The sequence below is a fragment of the Microbacterium sp. Root553 genome, assembly GCF_001426995.1.
Lineage (GTDB): Bacteria > Actinomycetota > Actinomycetes > Actinomycetales > Microbacteriaceae > Microbacterium.
The window spans coordinates 1,077,527-1,093,908 of the sequence record NZ_LMFY01000001.1; the positions used below are offsets into that span (position 1 = coordinate 1,077,527).

Consider the following 16,382-nt stretch of genomic DNA (forward strand, 5'->3'; position numbering starts at 1 on the left):
CACGCCGCACTGAACTCCCGACCGGTCGCGCTCGTCTATCGGATCATCGCGCTCGCGGTCATCGTCACCGGCGTGGTCCGGCATTCCGACGTGCTGACCGGAGCCCCGAACGGGACGACGCTGCTGTTCTACACGATGGTCAGCAACCTGCTCTGCCTCGTCTGGGTGGCTCTGCTCGTCGTGCGCACGGCCCGCGATCTGCGTGAGGCGGGGGCATCCGGCACCTCGACGCCGAGTCCGCGAGCAAGCGGAGCGGTGATGATGGCGATCACCGTCACGATGCTCATCTACCTGGTCGTCCTGGTGCCGGCGAGATTCGCCGACGGCGACTCCGACGTCTTCTCGCTGACCGACAACCTCATCCACATCATCACGCCGCTGCTGGTGATCGTGGACTGGCTGATCTTCGTCCCCAAGGGCGCGTTCCGGTGGGTCGATCCGCTGCTGTGGACGCTCATCCCCTACGCCTACCTCGTCTGGGCCTTCGTCTACGGAGCTCTCGGCGGGGAGTTCACACCCGGCCAGAAGTACCCCTACCCGTTCATGGACGTCGACGTCCTCGGAGTCGGCGGCGTCGCCCAGTGGATCGTGGCACTGACCCTGGCGCTCATCGTCGTCGGCCTGGTGTTCGTCGTGATCGATCGCACCCTCGCCGCCCTCGCACGGCGCATTCCCCGCCGCTGACTCAGTTGATGATCTCGCCGCGCTCATCGTCGCGGATGGCGGCGAGCCGCTCCCGCCACGCGGCGAGAGCCTCCGGTGTCAGGCGCGTCCAGTCGTGCACCTCGCGGATCACTCGCAGCGATGCCGTGCTGCGGTATGACCGGGTCGGGTTGCCCGGGAACTTCTTGTCGGTCACGTTCGGGTCGTTCTCGAACTCCCCGGTCACCTCGACCTCGTAGACACGCGGCTCGCGGTCGCCGGGCGCGAGCTCCGCAGCAAGGCCAGCGCCGTCGGCCACGGCCGTGAAGTAGATGTGGTTCATCACGATCTCAGGGCGATAGTTCGAGTGGAATCCCGCCGTCAACAGGTCTCCCGGTCTCAGGTCGGCCTTGGTGCCGTGGAAGAAGGGGCCGTCGTCCCGTGCGTCACTCACCGCAGAAGCCTACGACTGCTCCGCGCGCTGCGGAAGGCCGCCTCGCGCGGGGCGCGCGCGCTGCGGGAGGAGAACTGCGTGTGGGGAGGAGGGGATCTCGCCTCCGCTCCTCCCGACGCGCGGTTCTCCTCCCGACGCGCGGTTCTCTCCGCCGTCAGTCCTCCGAGCGACGGGTACCCACGCCGGGTTCGTCATTGTGCACCGACTCGTCAGCCACGGATGCCTTCGACGACGGATCGACGCGTACCGCGCCGGACCCGCCCGAGTCCGCGCCTGCTCCTCCTGCGGGGGTATCCGTCACCTGTCCGGGGTCGTCGCCGTCGCGCTCCTCGATGAGCGCGGCGATGCCCTCCTCCGAGGGCGCGGCTCCCCCGGCAGGGGCCGTGCCTTCGTGGCCGTCGCTCACTCGGTGCCGTCCCGCAGGTCGGTCGGGGCGTCCCCGCTGTGCGGAGCCCCCTCGTCCTCGGGCGCGAGATCGCCCTGGCCGTTCTCTCCGATCTCCGCGTCGAGGGGATCGTCTTCCTGGGTCTGGGGCTGCGCGGTGTCCGTCGGGAACGTGCCGTCGCGGAAGTCGTCGACGGGGGGAATCCCGGGCATCTCCGGCGGGAAGCTGTTGGCGAAAGCATCGATGTTCGACATGGTGGCCCTCCTCGTGTGGTCGGATCTCCATGATCGGGGAGAGACCGCGGCGAGCGCAGGGCGGTTGACAGGCGCGGTCAGGACGAGGAGGATTCCTGCCCTTGACGCGCCGGATCGGAGGAGCCCAGGCCGAACGCCCGGAGCACCTCGTCGACCTGCGCGTCGATCTCGCTGACGGAGAACGGCCCGGCGAGGCCCAGCAGTCGACGTCGATGCGGCTCACCGAGAAGAGCGGTGAAGAGCAGCGCGGGCGAGACCGGCGCGTCTGCGGGGAGGTGCGCGGCGAGGAACCCCTGGGCCCGCGCCGGCCCTTCCTCGTAGAACTCGCGGGCGAGAAGCGGATGCAGGGCGGCGGCACCGGTGATCGCACGGTGCACCCCGATCGCCTCGTCCCCGAGCAGATGACGAAGGATGCCGCGGGCTGCCGATCGCAGGTCGGCCGCCCCGTCTCCGGCATCCCCGAGGTAGGCGTGCTGTCGGCGGACCGCCGCGCGCACGAGCCCTGCCCGGTCGCCGAACACCGTGTACAGCGTGCGCTTGGCGACGTGAGCGTCGGCGGAGACGCGGTCGAGGGTCAACGCCTCGAGCCCCTCCCCGGTCAACACGGCGACGACGACGTCGATGACGCGCTCATCCCTGGCACCCGCCTCTGCCGCGGAGGGCCGCCCGCGCTTTCCCGTCATGGGCATACTCTACCATTAATGCTACGAAGCCGTTTCATTAAGGAGCTGTCATGTCCGATCTGATCCACCACATCGCCATCCAGGACGACTGGGAGATGAGCCGAGGGTTCGGCGAGTACGTCGTGTCGACCCGGGGCGTGCATCTCGACGACGCCGGATTCATCCACGCCGCCACCGCAGATCGGCTCGACGAGGTGATCGCCGCCCGCTTCAGCGACCTCGCGCTCCCGCTCCTCGACATCGCGATCCGCCCCGAGGGGCTGGCCGCCGAGGGGATCGCCGTCGAGTGGGTCGACGGATTCCCGCGCATCCTCGGCGCAGTGCCCATGACGGCTGAGGTCGTGGCCTCCGAGACTCCTCTCTCGCGCTGACCCGCCTGTCGGCACTGCGGGAGTCGCACCGGTCGTCTACCGTGTGCGCATGAACCGTTCTCCTCTCCGCCCGTCGATGTGCGGCGTTCTCGCCCTCGGCGCGATCACGCTTCTCTCGGGCTGCATGAACGCCCCGACCGTCGACGTGCTCGCCAGCGGCGAGTCCGCGCCCCTGCCCGCCTCCGTCGGCGCCGACCAGCGCGACAGCGTGGTCCCGGATACGGCGCGCCTGCTCGGCAGGGACTCCGAAGGGCACACCTATTACGTGGTCGAGGCGCGCGAGCAGACGGGTCTCGGCAGCATCTGCCTGGTGATCGACGGCATCGACCATGGGCCGATGATGGGATGCGGGGCGATGCCGATCGAGGTCGGCACCGACGGCGTCCGAGCTCGGCTCAGCGTCGAGGTCAGCCCCGAGCAGAGCGGCGAGAAGATCGGCGAGTACCTCCGGGTCTTCCTCTGACACACGCGACCCCCGGGCTCCGCCCCTCGTTTCGCGCCCGACCGCTGCACACCGTGAGAGCATCGATCCGACACCACGAACTCGAGGGAGATCTCAGATGCTCGACACGGCAGACAGCGTGAGGCTCGGCGGCTCCGGCCTGCGGATCTCGAAAGTGGTGCTCGGATGCATGAGCTTCGGCGCACCGGATCGGGGCGCACACGGGTGGTCGCTCGATGAGGAGACCAGCAGGCCCCTGATCCAGCAGGCGCTGGAGGCCGGGATCACCACGTTCGACACCGCCGACGTGTATTCCGACGGCACGAGCGAGGAGTTCGTCGGACGGGCGCTGGCCGACTTCGCGCGCCGCGACGAGATCGTCATCGCCACCAAGGTGCATGGCCGCATGGGACCCGGTGCCAACCAGGCCGGACTCAGCAGGGCACACATCCTGTCGGGCATCGACGCGAGTCTGAGACGCCTCGGCACCGACCACGTCGACCTCTACCAGATCCATCGCTGGGATTCCCAGACGCCGATCGAAGAGACGATGGAGGCGCTGAACGACGTCGTCCGCTCGGGCAAGGCCCGATACATCGGAGCGTCGTCGATGTGGGCGTGGCAGTTCGCGAAGGCCCAGCACACCGCGCAGCAGAACGGCTGGACGCGATTCGTCTCGATGCAGGACCAGTACAACCTGCTGCAGCGCGAGGAGGAGCGGGAGATGCATCCGTTCTGCCTCGACTCCGGGGTCGGTGTACTGCCGTGGTCACCCCTGGCGCGAGGCAGGCTCACGCGCGACTGGGACGAGAAGACGGCGCGCACGGCGACGGATGCCTTCGGTGCGACGCTCTACCGCCGTGAAGAGGAGTCGAATCGAGCCATCGTCGAGGCCGTCGCTCACGTCGCCGAGGAGCGAGGGGTCTCCCGTGCGCAGATCGCGCTCGCGTGGGTCGCGCAGCAGTCCGCGGTGACCGCACCCATCGTCGGTGCGACGAAGGCGTCGCACATCGACGACGCCGTCGCCTCCGCCGGCATCCGGCTCGAAGACTCCGAACTCGAGGTTCTCCAGTCCGCGTACACGCCGCGCGAACCCGAAGGGTTCTGAGCCGCGGCCAGACCGGACCCCTGCAGGTCAGGCGCCGCCCTGCGGAGATCCGGAGGTCTCCGGCCAGACCACGCGCAGCACATTCACCACATCGTCGACACTCGATCCCGTCGAGGCAGCCTCGTCGACGAGGTCGCGGATACGCCGCATGACCGCCGCAGGCAGCAGGGCAGCCGACTCGGCGACCCTCGTGCCTGCCGCCGTCCGACTGACCACGAGGCCCTCCTGCTCGAGGAGCTTGTACGCCTTCGCCACCGTTCCCGGGGCCACCCCCAGGTCACTCGCTGCCTGTCGAACGGTCGGCAAGCGCTCGTTCGCGCCCAGCTGGCCCGAGACGATGAGGCCGCGAAGCTGTCGATGGATGTCGGACGCCGGGTTGCTGTCCGTCGTCGTCAGCACCACGGCCTCCTTCTTCATCGGGCAGCCTCGTACTGCAGTGCTCGATCGTGGGAGAGCCGACGCCACGCGACGTCGCGGGAGTACCGGATGACGACGAGAAGAAGCAGCGTCAAGGCCACGACCTCCGCGATCGGTGCACCCCATCCGGCCGCCGTGGCGAACTCTGCAAATCGCCAGATCACCTCGTACGGTCTGCCGTCGTTCTCGCCGCTGATCTCGAGACTCGACACCGAGCCCGCTCCGGCGATCACCCTCCACGATGCGGCGAGCGCCAGGAGGAGTGCCGCCGTCGCGATGCGTACGCCTCCCGTAGCCACCTGTCGACGGGCGATCCGTTCGGCCATGACGGTCTCAGGACGAATGAAGGACCGGCTGGCGTTCTTCTGCAGCAGCGCCGCCACGACGAGGAGCAGGATGCCCGCACTGACGAGAACGGGAATGCCATAGACCCAGCCGAAGAACGGGAGCCTGATCGGATCGACCATCGCGAGGTTCGGAACGGGCAGCTCGACGCTGTTGGAGACCCCCCACCGATCCGCGGATGCGGCCATCCCGGCGGCGATGGTCGTCGTCAGAAGGACGAGCGCGACGCACACCGCGCCGATGAGATCGCGCGGATGGCTGAAGCTCGCCCACGTGCGCCGCGGCACGAGGGTCCCCGGTTCCTCCGGCGCCTCCGAGCCGCTGACGACGATCTGCAGAAGGACGATACCGAGCCCGAGAGTGGCGCCGGTGATCGGGGCCACGAACCTCACCCAGGAGAGCTCTTCCGGGACGACCACGAGGTACCCGCGGACCACGACCTCCCCCACGAACCAGACAATGATCATGATTCCGACCGCCGCGAGCAATGCATGGGCGGAACGGTACTTCGCTCGCAACGACCGGATGCTCTGCGCAGAGATCGGAACGACGGTGTCTCGCCCGTACGCGGCCCTGGACGCCCACACCTCGCAGACCAGCGCCAGGAAGAGGGCGATCACGAGCGAGGTGACCGGAATGGAGAAGAACACCGCCAATGCATCACCGACGGTCCACCCAGGATTTCTCGGAAGCATCGTCCCCACCTCGTCTTTGTGTCATATGCCTAACACAACTTGTACCACACTTGGAGTACAAGATCGACGGAGTCACACGTGAGGCGCGTCCAGACCGCCTACTCGATCTGGCCGATGGGCTCGCGCTTCTCTGCCTGGAACTGGTCTTCTGCGCGGCCTCGGGCCCAGTACGCCGAGATCGACAGCCGCTCTCGCGGCACGTCGTGCTGCTTCAGCAGAGCCCTGACCTGCTTGATCGTGCCGCGCTCACCGTGCGCGAAGACACCCGGGTGCCCCTCGGCCCAGGGCAGGTCGGCGAGCACCGCAAGCAGCTCGTCGTCGGTCTCGGTCCACCGCAGAGTCACACCGGACGGGACGTCGGGAAGGATGCGGTCCGCGGGATCCGCCACCGTCAGGACGACGTGCCCGCCCGCATCCGCCGGCATCGCCTCGATCGCCGACGAGATCGCCGGAAGTGCCGTGTGGTCGCCGACGAGCAGGTGCCAGGGCGACTCGGGGTCGGGCCGGTAGCCGCCACCGGCGCCACTGACGACGATCGTGTCGCCCGGCTTCGCCTGCCGAGCCCACGGACCCGCGATCCCCTCGTCGCCGTGCACGACGAAGTCGATGACGAGACGTCGCTGCTCGGGGTCGGACGAGCGGATCGTGTACGTGCGGGGCGTGGGCAGCTTCTCCGGACTTTGCGCGCGCAGCTGCGCGAGGTCGTACGGCGGGGTGAGCCCGTGTCGCGGATCGGCGAACAGGATCTTGACGTACTTGTCGGTGTAGACGTTGTCGGTGAAGTCCGCGTACCCGTCGCCCCCGGCCGTGATCCTCACCAGTTCAGGGCTGACCTGCTCGACCTTCTCGACGGCGAGGACCGCCTGGCTGGGCGTACGTCGGGGCTGTTCCGGCATGGCATCTCCTGGATCATGAAACTAAGGCTCCCCTAAGTCTGCCCTCTCCCCGCGGTGGCGGGGCCATGTTGACGGTGTCGGACACCCCGCGCATACTTCGAGGATGACCACCTCTGCCACTCTGCGCGCCCTCGGCGGCACCGTCGATCGGCCCGCGGCTCTCGCGGCATCGACCGTCGTCCTCGTCGACTTCCAGAACACATACACCCGCGGCGAGATGGAGCTCGAGGGGTGGGATGCCGCGCTCGACGCCGCGGCCGACCTGCTCGCCCGTGCCCGCACGGCAGGTGCGACGGTCATCCATGTGCAGCACGACGGCGGCGCGGGCTCGGCGTACGACATCCGCGACGACATCGGGGCGATCCATGAGCGCGTCGCCCCCATCGACGGCGAGGCCGTCGTCGTCAAGAAGGCGCCGAACTCCTTCGTCGGCACCGAGCTCGGCGACCTCGTAGACGCCGCGGGTCACGAGGATGTCGTGATCGCCGGATTCATGACCCACATGTGCGTGAACTACACCACCGAAGGCGCGTTCCTGCGCGGCAACCGGCCCACGGTCGTCGCCGCGGCGACCGCCACCCGAAGCCTTCCGTCGGTCGCCGGCGACGTGCCCGCCGAGCAGCTGCACCGCGCGGCCCTCGCGGGCATCGCCGATCTCTACGCCACCGTCGTCGCGACCGTCGATGACCTGGGTCGCTGAGAAGACGACCTGCCTCGCTGAGAAGACGACGCGAGTTCGAGCGCCTGCGCTATCCGACGCACAGATCGGTGTCGGCGCTGCGACTCACCGCGTCGACGGGCCGCGACGGGGGCGGTGTCGCCCGGGGCTGGGAGGTCAGCTCGGTGTAGTCGGCTCCCAGTAACAGCTGCACGCCGTCGACGTCCCCCGTCTGCACTGTCACGGCGAGTCCGAGCTCCGCGGCCAGCGCCACAGCGGTCTGCTGTGCGTCGGGGGTGTCTGCGGCCGTGATCACCGTGAGGTCCGTGGCGTCGGCGTTCGCGAGCCCTGACACCGCGTAGCCGTAGGCCGTGGCATCCTCCGACACACGAGACGCGAGACCCGCGACGCCGGCACCGTTGAGGATCTGCACCGGGGCGGTGCGCACCGTCGTGTCGGGCGCGACCTCGTCGGTGGTGAGCACAAGCGGCGCATCATCGACGAGCGCGCGGAAGATCACATCGGCATCCGCCGTCGGCACGACGCGATTCGGATCCTCGGGCGCCGGGACCGTGGGCATCGTCACGAAGGTGACGCTGCTCATCGGCACATTCGCCACCCTGGCCGCAAGACCCGCGAGATCGGTCAACCCACCGAGCCCTGGGTCGACCGTCATCGAAGAGGTCACCGCGTCGAGGAAGGCGTAGAGGCGGTCGGGGCGCACGAGCACGTCGGACTTGGTCGCCTTCTGCACGATCGCCGAGAGGACCATCTGCTGGTGACCGAGGCGGGCGATATCGCTCTCCTCGGCGAGCGCGTGCCGCGTGCGGGCCAACGCGAGCGCCTGTTCGCCGTTGACCGACTGCGCACCGGCGGGCAGGTCGAGGCGTGCGTGACCATCCTGCAGCGGCTCGGGGAGGCACACGTCGATGCCGCCCATCGCGTCGACCACGCCGATGAACCCTTCGAAGTCCATCTGCACGAAGTGATCGATCGTGACGCCGGTGAGCTGCTCGACCGCCGCGACCGAGCACGCCGGTCCGTACTCCAGCGCGGAGTTCAGCATCCCGTATCCACCCTCGTACGAGCCACGTCCGGTGTCGTCGCATGCGGGCAGGTCGACGACGGTGTCGCGAGGGAGCTGCACCGCATCGATCCGGGTGCTGTCGTTCGAGACGTGAGCCAGCACCATGGCGTCGCTGCGTTCGCTGCCGTCGTCTTCACCGAACCCGTCGGACGCGAGCGCCCGGGAGTCGGATCCGAGCAGCAGGATGTTGAGGTCGCCCTCTGCCAGCTGCGGCTCACCCGTCGACGTGTCGGGGTCGGAGCGCAGCGGGGCGGTCGTGATGTTCCCCTGCAGCTGGGCGTAGACGACGGCCCCCACAGCGACCACGGCCACGACGACCAGCGCACTGATGGCGCCGATCAGACGTCCGCGACGCCGACGCGGTCGAGCTGCCGGAACGGCGGCGGTGTCGGTCGGGAGATCGCCCTGCGAGGGGTCGTTCCGGGGATCGTTCTGGGAGGAAGCAGGCGGTCGCACTGGATCACACCATCATGACCGGGGCCGGATCTCAAAGCGGCCCGCCGCATTCACAGGTCCTGTGCGGGGTTTTCCGAGGCGGGTTCAGCGGTGCCAGCGGCGGTGGCGGTAGCGACCTGCACCCGAAAACCGACGCCTAGACTTGACGGAGGTCTGGACATCGACCGTGACGTGTGAGGTGAAATCGTGTCGGAGGGGCTCACGCTCGACCCGCCCACTGACGGCGAGCTCCTCTACCGGCTGTCCCGCGGCGACGAACCGGCTTACCGTTGGCTGCACGACCGGCACCAGATGCCGGTCTTCCGCCTGTCGCTCGTGCTCATGCCCACCAGCCGGGATGCGGAGGAGGTCGCGGCGACGGCCTTCTTCGAACTGTGGCGCAAGCGCGACAAGGTTCGGGTCATCGACGGCTCCGTGCTGCCCTGGTTGCTGGCCACCACATCCGTCATCGCCAAGAACGGCTTGCGGGCCCGGCGGCGATATCACCGTCTACTTCGGCGCGTTCTGCACGACGGCGACGTTGCAGATCACGCGGATGAGGTCGCCCGGGCGATGGACTCCATGGGGATCTCAGAGAGTGTCCGTCAAGAGCTTCTTCGTCTTAACCCGCGCGAAGCAAGCGTCCTCGTCCTCTGCGTCATCCATGAGCTCCCGGTCGCCGAAGCCGCGGTCGTTCTGGGAATGCCCGAGGGGGCCGTCACGTCTCGGCTGTCTCGAGTGAAGAATCGGGTGCGCGGGGAACTCCATGAGTATTCGCCGACGGCAGAGGAGGCGAACGCATGAGTGAGCGGATGCCTCACCACCGGGAAGTGCAGGACCTCCTCGTCGAGCAGATGCGCCGCGATCTGTCGCGCCCGAAGTGGTGGACGACCATCTGGGGTCGTCTGTCCATCGCGGGCGGCGTCCTGGCGGTCGCCGGCGCCGGCGTTGCCGGCGTCGTACTGCTCGACGAGCGCCCCGTGACTGAGACGACCATCGTTCATTGCCTCGAAGGCCCGTACCGAAACTCCGACGGGACGCTGTCGGGTGCATCGGCGAGCGTTGCCACCCCGGACGGCGTCGTCGCGATCGCGGATGCGGAAGCGATGTGCATCCAGATGTGGGAGGGCGGTGCCTTCGAAGACAACGACCCGCTGTCGGCGACCCCAGTACCTGGAGTTGCGCCCGAAGAGTTCACGACGTGCGTCACCGACGATGGCGAGGCCGCGGTCGTGCCGGGGGTCATCGAATGCTCGGTGCTCAGGCTTCATCCGTTCGAGAGCTAGCCGCAGCGGTCGCGTCGTCACCGCGGGGCACTGACGCCCAGCAACATGACCTCTGTCTTCCGCAGTGCTACCGAGGATGGAGGTCGTGCCCGACATTCGGGCACGACCTCCGTCACTCCTGAGTCAGACGTGGTGTCGACGGGCTCGGCGCCGCGACGTCACGGCGAGGATGATGGCCACGACGAGGCACAGAGCGCTTCCCGCACCGAGCGCGATGTCCTGGGTTCGAAGCGTCCCGATACCAGCGGAGGCGTCAACCTCATATCCGTACGCAATCACACCGAAAACCCAGGCGATCAACAAGACTATGCCGACCGCGAGCAGTCCCCAGATCACGAATCGATTGTTTCTCTTCATGTGAATCACCAGTTACATAGCTGGGGGTTGATACCCCACCAGTCGTTGGTTCCACGCCACCGCTCGAGGTTCCAGGGGTTCTTGCCTGCGGCGTAGACGGTGTGACAATCGTACTGCTGGCGGTATCGAACATGCGACGCATCGTCAGCCACCTGGAGGCTGAAGTCAGCGTGGTCGTCGACCGACCCACGTTGCGAGCACGCCGGCGCGTGGACATTGACGGCAACCCGATCCAACACGCCCTCGCCCCGTAGACGCCTCACGCAGGGAGTCACGGCGACGCCACCGTCAGGAGGCCCGATTCACCTGGACGCTGGTTGTCACCGTGCGGGCGGCCAGCCCGTTCAAGTCGACGGTCACGTACCAGTGGTCTGTGTGCGGAACCGCTATCTTGAGCGGGCTCCGCCGGGCGAGGCCGCCGTAGTACCGGTGGGCTCTGCCGGCGCGGTAGTTCTGGAACTCGGTACTGGTCATGAGACGCACGTTCGCGCCCGTGGAGAGGGTGACGGACACCTCGGACCCTGCGTTGACCGTGCCCAAGTCGTAACGCTGGAATGTTCCTGCAGGCATGCGGACCTCCTCCTCGCTCGCAGTCTATGGGCTGCACGCCGCTATGGTGAGAGAAGGAGGCAGTATGGTGCAGGGAGCGTGGGTGCAGGGCATGCTGTTGTCCTCGGATGAATCCCCGATGGACTGGCAGCTTGTGTTGCATTACCGGCTGACATCGCAATTCGACCGCATCCCTGCGCAGCCCAACACCGCCGTGGCGGAGGACGCGATGCGTTGGGGTCATCAGGCGTACTTCTTCGTCGGGCGCCCGCACCCCTATTACTCGTCGTCCATCACGCTGTTCGAACACCCCCACCCGGAGGACGTGGCCTGGTTCGTGACGCCGTTCGACACGGGCGGCCTCATCCACGGCAAAGTGGTCACCGCCCCCGAACTGGATGCGGCGCAGCGTGTAGAACTCATCGAGAAATGGTCGTGGCATGACGACGGCTACCTCGCGGACTACGACCGCTGGGTCGACGCATCGTTCGGCGCCGCTGAGGAGTATGTCCGCGCCGGAGTTCCCACCATGCATCTCGTCGAGGAGATCGACCTTTCCCAGAACACGGACTTCTCCTGGACCTGGGAGGGGCGATTCCCCGCCACTCGTTACACCGACGGGGAGATTCACCCATTCCGCGTGCTGTTGAGCAGCGGTCGCCGCCGCCAGTACTTCGAGTACCTCCGGCAGAACAGCATCCTCCGCGCCGACGAGCGCGCCGCGTACATGAGATGGGCGGGCAGCCTGATTCAGGAGGACGTCAGCCCTGTGAAAGCAGCTCAAGATGTTCTGTGTGAACGGATGGGAGGGTCATGACACTCGCGTTAGTAGGTTTCGTCGGAGACCTCACAGGGTCCGCCGGGCAACTGTTCGAAGCCGCACCGGTAGTCCGTCGCGACGGCGAAGACTTCGTCGCGCCGGGCCTTGACTGGACGCTCGATGACCTCGTCCCCGTCGTCGAAAGCCCGCATGCGGTGATTCACACGGTGCCTGGCCACCGTTCCATCAACGTCGGCGCCACCGTCTGGGTCGCTGGAGCGGGCTTCGTCACCGGCGTCAAGGACTGCAGCTGGGTCGGAAGCGATTCACTTCGCATCGGGGCATGGCCTACGGGCCGTCGGGGCTTTCGCACCGGGCTCGGCCATCGACGCGATTTTGCAGACCTCGTGTACCGCCTGCGCATTGGCCTGGAACGAAGCCTCCACGTCGCGCTCTTCGACCACGCCGAGATTTTCCTCGGCGACGCGCCACTGCTCCACGACTTGTATTCCGCGCTGCCGCTGGAGCCCGACCTGGAGTATCAACTCACCCGCGCACTGTACTTTGACGCACGTCGAGATACCTACTCCGTAGACCACGTCCGCAGCGAGACGGTGTACGTCTTCGGCCTCGTGGACTCCGAAGACGCGTTCACCCGGGCCCTCAACCGACGACGCGACGAACTCGAGACCAGCCGGCTGGGCGAGCGTGCGGCGGCGTACGCTGATCCGCTCCCGACGTCACGGCCTCTCCTGCCACCGTCCGAAATGCTGAACTACATCAGTCAGTTCGTGTCACACTCCGTCGTGAACAGCACCTCTGACTCGGCACTCTGGCTCCTGAAATCGATGCGGTCACTGCAAACATGGACTGTCGACAACACCGCGCATCCCATCCCGTCCATTGAAAGCGACGTCCCCGCATGAGTGAGCAACAGGCCGACGTGAACAGTGACGAGAACACCTTGAACGCCGACGGCGGCGGACCTCCCGCGGAAGTCTCCGAGCTCTATACGATGTTCCGGCGCGAGGAAGAGCGTAAACGCTCCCGCTACCGTGAGTACGTCCAGCGGGACGAGTACCTCACGGACTTGCATCAGGCGTTCGCCTCGTTCTATGAGAAGGACGCTGAGCCGCTCGCTCCCGGCGATATCGTGCAGTGGAAGACGTTCATGCGGAATCGGCCGTACCCGGCCTACCTTTCCCCTGCCATCGTCATGGAGCTAGCGCCCTCCACGCCACCGGCGAACGATCTCGACGACGACGTCGAAGATGTCATCATCGGGTACCTCGACGGTGACCAGGATCTCCGCCTCGTCCGCACCGATGCGCGCCGACTCACGCTCTGGGAAGACTAAGCGCCCGAACGCGATCCACGGAAGCTCGATCTCCACCTGCATGACGCCAGCCGGGGCACCGTGCCCCATCAGCTGCAGACTTCGAGACGGCGCCCGTCGCGTGGCTCCCTACATCGGGAAGAACACCGATTGAATGAAGAGCACCACCCGCACGCCCACCGTCCACGCGGTCGCCTGCATCACGTCGCGCCGCATAGCGATGATATCCACGACTCCAAAGTCGTTCGCGGCATCGCGGCGTCGAACCAGATACGAGGACAGGACCGCATTCCAGATGCCCAGCACGATTAATGCCGCCGCATACAGCAGTACGCCCATAACTCAGCCTCCGTTCGAGGGTTCGATGACCCTCCTATGCGGCAACTAGCGATGGACACCCTCCGCTCATTCACCGAGGCCCGCTGGGACGCACCGTTCCGGATCCTTGCGTCGATCCTCGGAATCACCCTCGTAGCGTCGCTCTTCTCCGGCACGTCCGTACTGGGAACGTTGCAGTTCGCCGCTGCATGGCTCTCCTGGGCTTGGCTGAAGGAAGTCCTCGGCGACATCGACAGCTGGGCCACAACGCACCTTCACCCGCCGGCGCTCGGCTTCGTTCTCCTCGTGTGCATCTTGCTCTTGGCGCTTTTCTCGCATCAGCACGACGAGGCCCTGGCAGAGAGCCGGGCAACCGCTTCTGTCTGGGTCGTAGCTGCGCTCGCGTCCTACAGCGTCCCGGTGGGAGCTGTCGTCGGCGCACTTATCGTGGGCGTCGTATTCCGTGGACTGGCAGAGCGCCCGAAAGGCACAGCACCGTTCTGGCCCGCATGTGGCTGGACAGTGACCAACCTCCTGTGGGGTTTGTTGTGGGCCCCCTTACTGCTGATCCTGTGGGCCGCGGGGCTCATCCACGACCGGGAATAGCGGGAGCGGTCGCCACGCCACTCCACGCGCCGCCGTCCGCATCAGCGTCTCAACGACGGCGATAGCGCGGCACGTGACGATTCACGCGTTAGATCTCTGCACCTCGCTAGTGTCAAACTATGGATGACAGCGATGCCACGTGGGTAAACCTGGTGGGGTTGGTTCGTGACTTCGCCTTACGTCCGCAGAACATCGACAAGCCTTATGCCGGCTACCTTCGCGACGCAGACGGACGTCTCCGCGGTCCATCCGATCTGACGGCTGACGAGCTGGCCACGTTGACGTCCGCCGTCGACGACATCCCCGACCTGCTGACACGCATCCGCGTGCACGATGTCCTGATGCTGAGCTCCGCAGACGACACCCGAACCCATCACGAGGCGCGCGTATACGCGGGAGTCATCGAGCTCCTTGAGACGGCTCCCTCGGCTCTCAAGCCGGCAGAGCTTCACGTGTGCACGCGGGCCGTGGCCCTCGTGGTTGAGTCATCGCCTGAAGAGCTTGAACGCATAGATGCGGCGCTGGTGGACCGGATGCAACACAGCTCCGACTATCTGGCGGCCGTGAACCTTTCTCTTGCCCGCGGGCGCGTTTCGAAGGCGTCGCGGCACACGGCTCGAATCGCACCGCTCCTTACCGCAGCCGCAGATCGCGAAGAGTCCGACCCCAGCCGTCTCACCATCCTCCGCGAGGCGCTGCACTGGAGCCATCACGGAGACAAGCGCGCCATTGCTCGCCAGGTGTCCGCACTGCTTTTAGAGCGTGCGGCGACGCTGGTGACCAGCTCCCCACCCCAGGCCATAACCGACGTCGACGAGGCGCTAGACGTCTTGCAGCGCGACACGAGCGCTGAGGCCCAGACACTTCGCGACCGTCTGGCTGGGGTTCGTCAGGACGCCTCCATCTGGCTTCGGGACAGTATGCACAAGACAGTGACGCCACTCTCCATCCCCCCAGAGGTGATGGCGGAAGCCGTCGCAGCGGTCCGCGGGAAGAGCACGAGCGCAGCCGTCACCTCATTCCTCTCCCGGATGCCGTTCGCCCGGTCCGGTCCGGCTGCGGACGACGCCGCCCGGTATGCGACGACGAGCCTGCTGAGCAAATTCGCGGTGAACCACATCGGCCCAACAGGACAGATCGTGGCGCGGGTGGATCCCCGACGGGACGAGACGTCACACGGATACGGAGTGCCGACGAAGGTGTGGAGACAGATGATTCACGCCCACCAGTCTCGGGCATACCTAATTGCCGCCGCAGCTATCGCTCCGGCTCTCCATGTTCTCAGGGAGGATCATACGCTCAGGCTCGACGACTTCGTCGCTATGGCAAGCGACAGCGCCCTGGTTCCGGACGGTCGTGAGAGAAGTGTCGGACGAGCGCTGTTCAGCGGTTACGAGGGTGATTCCGTTGACGCCGTCGAGCGGCTGGGGCCACAGCTGGAGCATATGGTGCGGATGCTGTTGCGGCGGCACGGCGTTCCGACAAGCCGGATGAACGCGAACAAGGGAGTGATCGAGAACAGTCTCTCGTCGCTGATGAAGCCGGGACGGGTCGATGATCTCCTCGGCACCGATATCGCGTTCGAGATCCGCGCTCTCTTCTGTTCGCCGTTCGGACCGAACCTCCGCAACGATTACGCGCACGGACTCCGCGACGACGAGGAGAGCTCGCTGATGACGATGTACGCGTGGTGGCTCTGTTGGAAACTCCTTCGCACACCGCTTCCAGGCCCGAGCACCATCAGAGGCAAGCCCTGACCCTGTTCACGAGAAGCTGGATCCGTAGTGATGGAGCGGCAACGCAACACGCGAGGCGCCGACTCATGCAGACCGCTGCGACCAAGCAGAAACGTGAAGAGCCGGTCAGAAATAACTTCTAACCGGCTCTTCCTGTACGAACAGATGGCCCTGAATCAACGAACAGGCCCCGCTGTGCGCGAGGGGGGACTTGAACCCCCACGTCCATAAGGACACTGGCACCTGAAGCCAGCGCGTCTACCATTCCGCCACTCGCGCGAGTCTGTCGGGCTCCGAAGAACTCAACTTCCCAAAGATATCACGCGATCCGCCCTGCGAAGAAACCGGGGTCGCGACCATCGGCAGGACCCGGGCACGGATGCAGGACGAGACGGCCGTTCTGGTCCTGCAGACGTGCCGAGGTCCGGCATCCGGCACCGATCGACGAGCTCGAGACACCACCACGGGATGCCTCCACACTCCCCCTCTCCCCCGGATTCTCGGCGTTCTCCCGCCTCGCGAGGGCGTTCACCCAGGCCACCTGGCTACGATGTCCCTACCG

24 protein-coding genes and 1 tRNA gene are annotated in these 16,382 nt (G+C 66.6%); 12 read left to right on the plus strand and 13 right to left on the minus strand.

Annotated elements, in window-relative coordinates; genetic code table 11:
• The first annotated feature begins 72 nt into the window (after nucleotides 1–72).
• Nucleotides 73–684: a Pr6Pr family membrane protein gene (locus tag ASD43_RS04870; RefSeq protein ID WP_157550808.1), complete on the plus strand. Its 612-nt coding sequence runs from the start codon at nucleotides 73–75 to the stop codon at nucleotides 682–684.
• 1 nt (nucleotide 685) lies between these two features.
• Here ASD43_RS04870 and arr read toward each other — a convergent pair whose 3' ends face one another.
• The 4 genes from arr to ASD43_RS04890 all read right to left on the minus strand — a co-directional run bounded on the left by arr (nucleotide 686) and on the right by ASD43_RS04890 (nucleotide 2,418).
• Nucleotides 686–1,096: an NAD(+)--rifampin ADP-ribosyltransferase gene (arr, locus tag ASD43_RS04875; protein WP_056414300.1), complete on the minus strand. Its 411-nt coding sequence runs from the start codon at nucleotides 1,094–1,096 to the stop codon at nucleotides 686–688.
• A gap of 154 nt (nucleotides 1,097–1,250) precedes the next feature.
• A complete protein-coding gene (locus ASD43_RS04880) occupies nucleotides 1,251–1,502 on the minus strand; it encodes a hypothetical protein (protein ID WP_056414302.1) in 252 nt (83 codons plus the stop codon).
• Complete coding sequence (locus ASD43_RS04885; RefSeq protein ID WP_056414305.1) at nucleotides 1,499–1,735, minus strand: hypothetical protein; 237 nt, start codon at nucleotides 1,733–1,735, stop codon at nucleotides 1,499–1,501. The genes ASD43_RS04880 and ASD43_RS04885 overlap by 4 nt, the downstream gene beginning before the upstream one ends.
• A 77-nt stretch (nucleotides 1,736–1,812) precedes the next feature.
• Nucleotides 1,813–2,418 (minus strand): TetR/AcrR family transcriptional regulator C-terminal domain-containing protein, encoded by a 606-nt coding sequence (locus tag ASD43_RS04890; protein WP_056414308.1) that lies wholly within the window; start codon nucleotides 2,416–2,418, stop codon nucleotides 1,813–1,815.
• Between the two features lie 50 nt (nucleotides 2,419–2,468).
• Here ASD43_RS04890 and ASD43_RS04895 point away from each other — a divergent pair, with 50 nt between their 5' ends.
• From ASD43_RS04895 to ASD43_RS04905, 3 genes are all read left to right on the plus strand, one after another.
• A complete protein-coding gene (locus ASD43_RS04895; RefSeq protein ID WP_056414311.1) occupies nucleotides 2,469–2,789 on the plus strand; it encodes a DUF952 domain-containing protein in 321 nt (106 codons plus the stop codon).
• Between the two features lie 49 nt (nucleotides 2,790–2,838).
• Nucleotides 2,839–3,252 (plus strand): hypothetical protein, encoded by a 414-nt coding sequence (locus ASD43_RS04900; protein ID WP_157550811.1) that lies wholly within the window; start codon nucleotides 2,839–2,841, stop codon nucleotides 3,250–3,252.
• A gap of 97 nt (nucleotides 3,253–3,349) precedes the next feature.
• On the plus strand, nucleotides 3,350–4,339 hold the full coding sequence (locus tag ASD43_RS04905) for an aldo/keto reductase (protein WP_056414316.1): 990 nt from the start codon (nucleotides 3,350–3,352) through the stop codon (nucleotides 4,337–4,339).
• A gap of 27 nt (nucleotides 4,340–4,366) precedes the next feature.
• Here ASD43_RS04905 and ASD43_RS04910 read toward each other — a convergent pair whose 3' ends face one another.
• From ASD43_RS04910 to ASD43_RS04920, 3 genes are all read right to left on the minus strand, one after another.
• Complete coding sequence (locus ASD43_RS04910; RefSeq protein WP_056414319.1) at nucleotides 4,367–4,756, minus strand: GntR family transcriptional regulator; 390 nt, start codon at nucleotides 4,754–4,756, stop codon at nucleotides 4,367–4,369.
• A complete protein-coding gene (locus ASD43_RS04915; protein WP_056414322.1) occupies nucleotides 4,753–5,751 on the minus strand; it encodes a hypothetical protein in 999 nt (332 codons plus the stop codon). Before ASD43_RS04915 ends, ASD43_RS04910 begins: the two co-directional genes overlap by 4 nt.
• A gap of 143 nt (nucleotides 5,752–5,894) precedes the next feature.
• Nucleotides 5,895–6,692, minus strand: coding sequence for a siderophore-interacting protein (locus ASD43_RS04920; RefSeq protein ID WP_056414325.1), 798 nt, complete (start codon nucleotides 6,690–6,692; stop codon nucleotides 5,895–5,897).
• A gap of 103 nt (nucleotides 6,693–6,795) precedes the next feature.
• Here ASD43_RS04920 and ASD43_RS04925 point away from each other — a divergent pair, with 103 nt between their 5' ends.
• The gene (locus ASD43_RS04925) at nucleotides 6,796–7,392 is read left to right on the plus strand and encodes an isochorismatase family protein (protein WP_056414328.1); all 597 of its coding nucleotides are present in this window, start codon (nucleotides 6,796–6,798) and stop codon (nucleotides 7,390–7,392) included.
• A 49-nt stretch (nucleotides 7,393–7,441) separates the two neighbouring features.
• Here the strand turns inward: ASD43_RS04925 and ASD43_RS04930 are convergent, their stop codons facing one another.
• Entirely contained in the window at nucleotides 7,442–8,893 is a 1,452-nt protein-coding gene (locus ASD43_RS04930; protein ID WP_082539264.1) for an LCP family protein, read from the minus strand.
• Nucleotides 8,894–9,079: 186 nt separating this feature from the next.
• Here ASD43_RS04930 and ASD43_RS04935 point away from each other — a divergent pair, with 186 nt between their 5' ends.
• Nucleotides 9,080–9,676 carry an RNA polymerase sigma factor gene (locus ASD43_RS04935; protein ID WP_056414331.1) on the plus strand — a complete coding sequence of 199 codons (597 nt, stop codon included), beginning with the start codon at nucleotides 9,080–9,082 and terminating at the stop codon, nucleotides 9,674–9,676.
• Nucleotides 9,673–10,158, plus strand: a complete 486-nt coding sequence (locus ASD43_RS04940; protein WP_157550814.1) for a hypothetical protein — start codon at nucleotides 9,673–9,675, stop codon at nucleotides 10,156–10,158. The genes ASD43_RS04935 and ASD43_RS04940 overlap by 4 nt, the downstream gene beginning before the upstream one ends.
• Nucleotides 10,159–10,281: 123 nt before the next feature.
• Here the strand turns inward: ASD43_RS04940 and ASD43_RS04945 are convergent, their stop codons facing one another.
• From ASD43_RS04945 to ASD43_RS04950, 3 genes are read right to left on the minus strand one after another with little or no spacing between them, the layout of a single operon-like run.
• On the minus strand, nucleotides 10,282–10,494 hold the full coding sequence (locus tag ASD43_RS04945) for a hypothetical protein (RefSeq protein WP_056414340.1): 213 nt from the start codon (nucleotides 10,492–10,494) through the stop codon (nucleotides 10,282–10,284).
• Between the two features lie 26 nt (nucleotides 10,495–10,520).
• Complete coding sequence (locus ASD43_RS17685) at nucleotides 10,521–10,790, minus strand: DUF2599 domain-containing protein (protein WP_442922200.1); 270 nt, start codon at nucleotides 10,788–10,790, stop codon at nucleotides 10,521–10,523.
• A gap of 13 nt (nucleotides 10,791–10,803) precedes the next feature.
• Complete coding sequence (locus ASD43_RS04950; protein ID WP_056414345.1) at nucleotides 10,804–11,085, minus strand: DUF1883 domain-containing protein; 282 nt, start codon at nucleotides 11,083–11,085, stop codon at nucleotides 10,804–10,806.
• Nucleotides 11,086–11,149: 64 nt separating this feature from the next.
• Here ASD43_RS04950 and ASD43_RS04955 point away from each other — a divergent pair, with 64 nt between their 5' ends.
• The 3 genes from ASD43_RS04955 to ASD43_RS04965 are packed head-to-tail and all read left to right on the plus strand — an operon-like array spanning nucleotide 11,150 to nucleotide 13,181.
• On the plus strand, nucleotides 11,150–11,881 hold the full coding sequence (locus ASD43_RS04955; RefSeq protein ID WP_056414348.1) for a hypothetical protein: 732 nt from the start codon (nucleotides 11,150–11,152) through the stop codon (nucleotides 11,879–11,881).
• A complete protein-coding gene (locus ASD43_RS17170) occupies nucleotides 11,878–12,750 on the plus strand; it encodes a hypothetical protein (protein WP_157550817.1) in 873 nt (290 codons plus the stop codon). Before ASD43_RS04955 ends, ASD43_RS17170 begins: the two co-directional genes overlap by 4 nt.
• Nucleotides 12,751–12,767: 17 nt before the next feature.
• Nucleotides 12,768–13,181, plus strand: coding sequence for a hypothetical protein (locus ASD43_RS04965; RefSeq protein WP_157550820.1), 414 nt, complete (start codon nucleotides 12,768–12,770; stop codon nucleotides 13,179–13,181).
• Between the two features lie 108 nt (nucleotides 13,182–13,289).
• Here ASD43_RS04965 and ASD43_RS04970 read toward each other — a convergent pair whose 3' ends face one another.
• Nucleotides 13,290–13,499 (minus strand): hypothetical protein, encoded by a 210-nt coding sequence (locus tag ASD43_RS04970; protein ID WP_056414357.1) that lies wholly within the window; start codon nucleotides 13,497–13,499, stop codon nucleotides 13,290–13,292.
• Between the two features lie 51 nt (nucleotides 13,500–13,550).
• Here ASD43_RS04970 and ASD43_RS04975 point away from each other — a divergent pair, with 51 nt between their 5' ends.
• Together ASD43_RS04975 and ASD43_RS04980 are read left to right on the plus strand one after the other, a co-directional pair.
• On the plus strand, nucleotides 13,551–14,084 hold the full coding sequence (locus ASD43_RS04975) for a hypothetical protein (protein WP_157550823.1): 534 nt from the start codon (nucleotides 13,551–13,553) through the stop codon (nucleotides 14,082–14,084).
• A 119-nt stretch (nucleotides 14,085–14,203) separates the two neighbouring features.
• Nucleotides 14,204–15,841 (plus strand): DUF4209 domain-containing protein, encoded by a 1,638-nt coding sequence (locus ASD43_RS04980; protein ID WP_082539266.1) that lies wholly within the window; start codon nucleotides 14,204–14,206, stop codon nucleotides 15,839–15,841.
• Between the two features lie 175 nt (nucleotides 15,842–16,016).
• On the opposite strand, the gene ASD43_RS04985 is transcribed toward ASD43_RS04980, so the two are convergent.
• Nucleotides 16,017–16,099, minus strand: a tRNA-Leu gene (locus ASD43_RS04985).
• Between the last annotated feature and the right edge of the window lie 283 nt (nucleotides 16,100–16,382).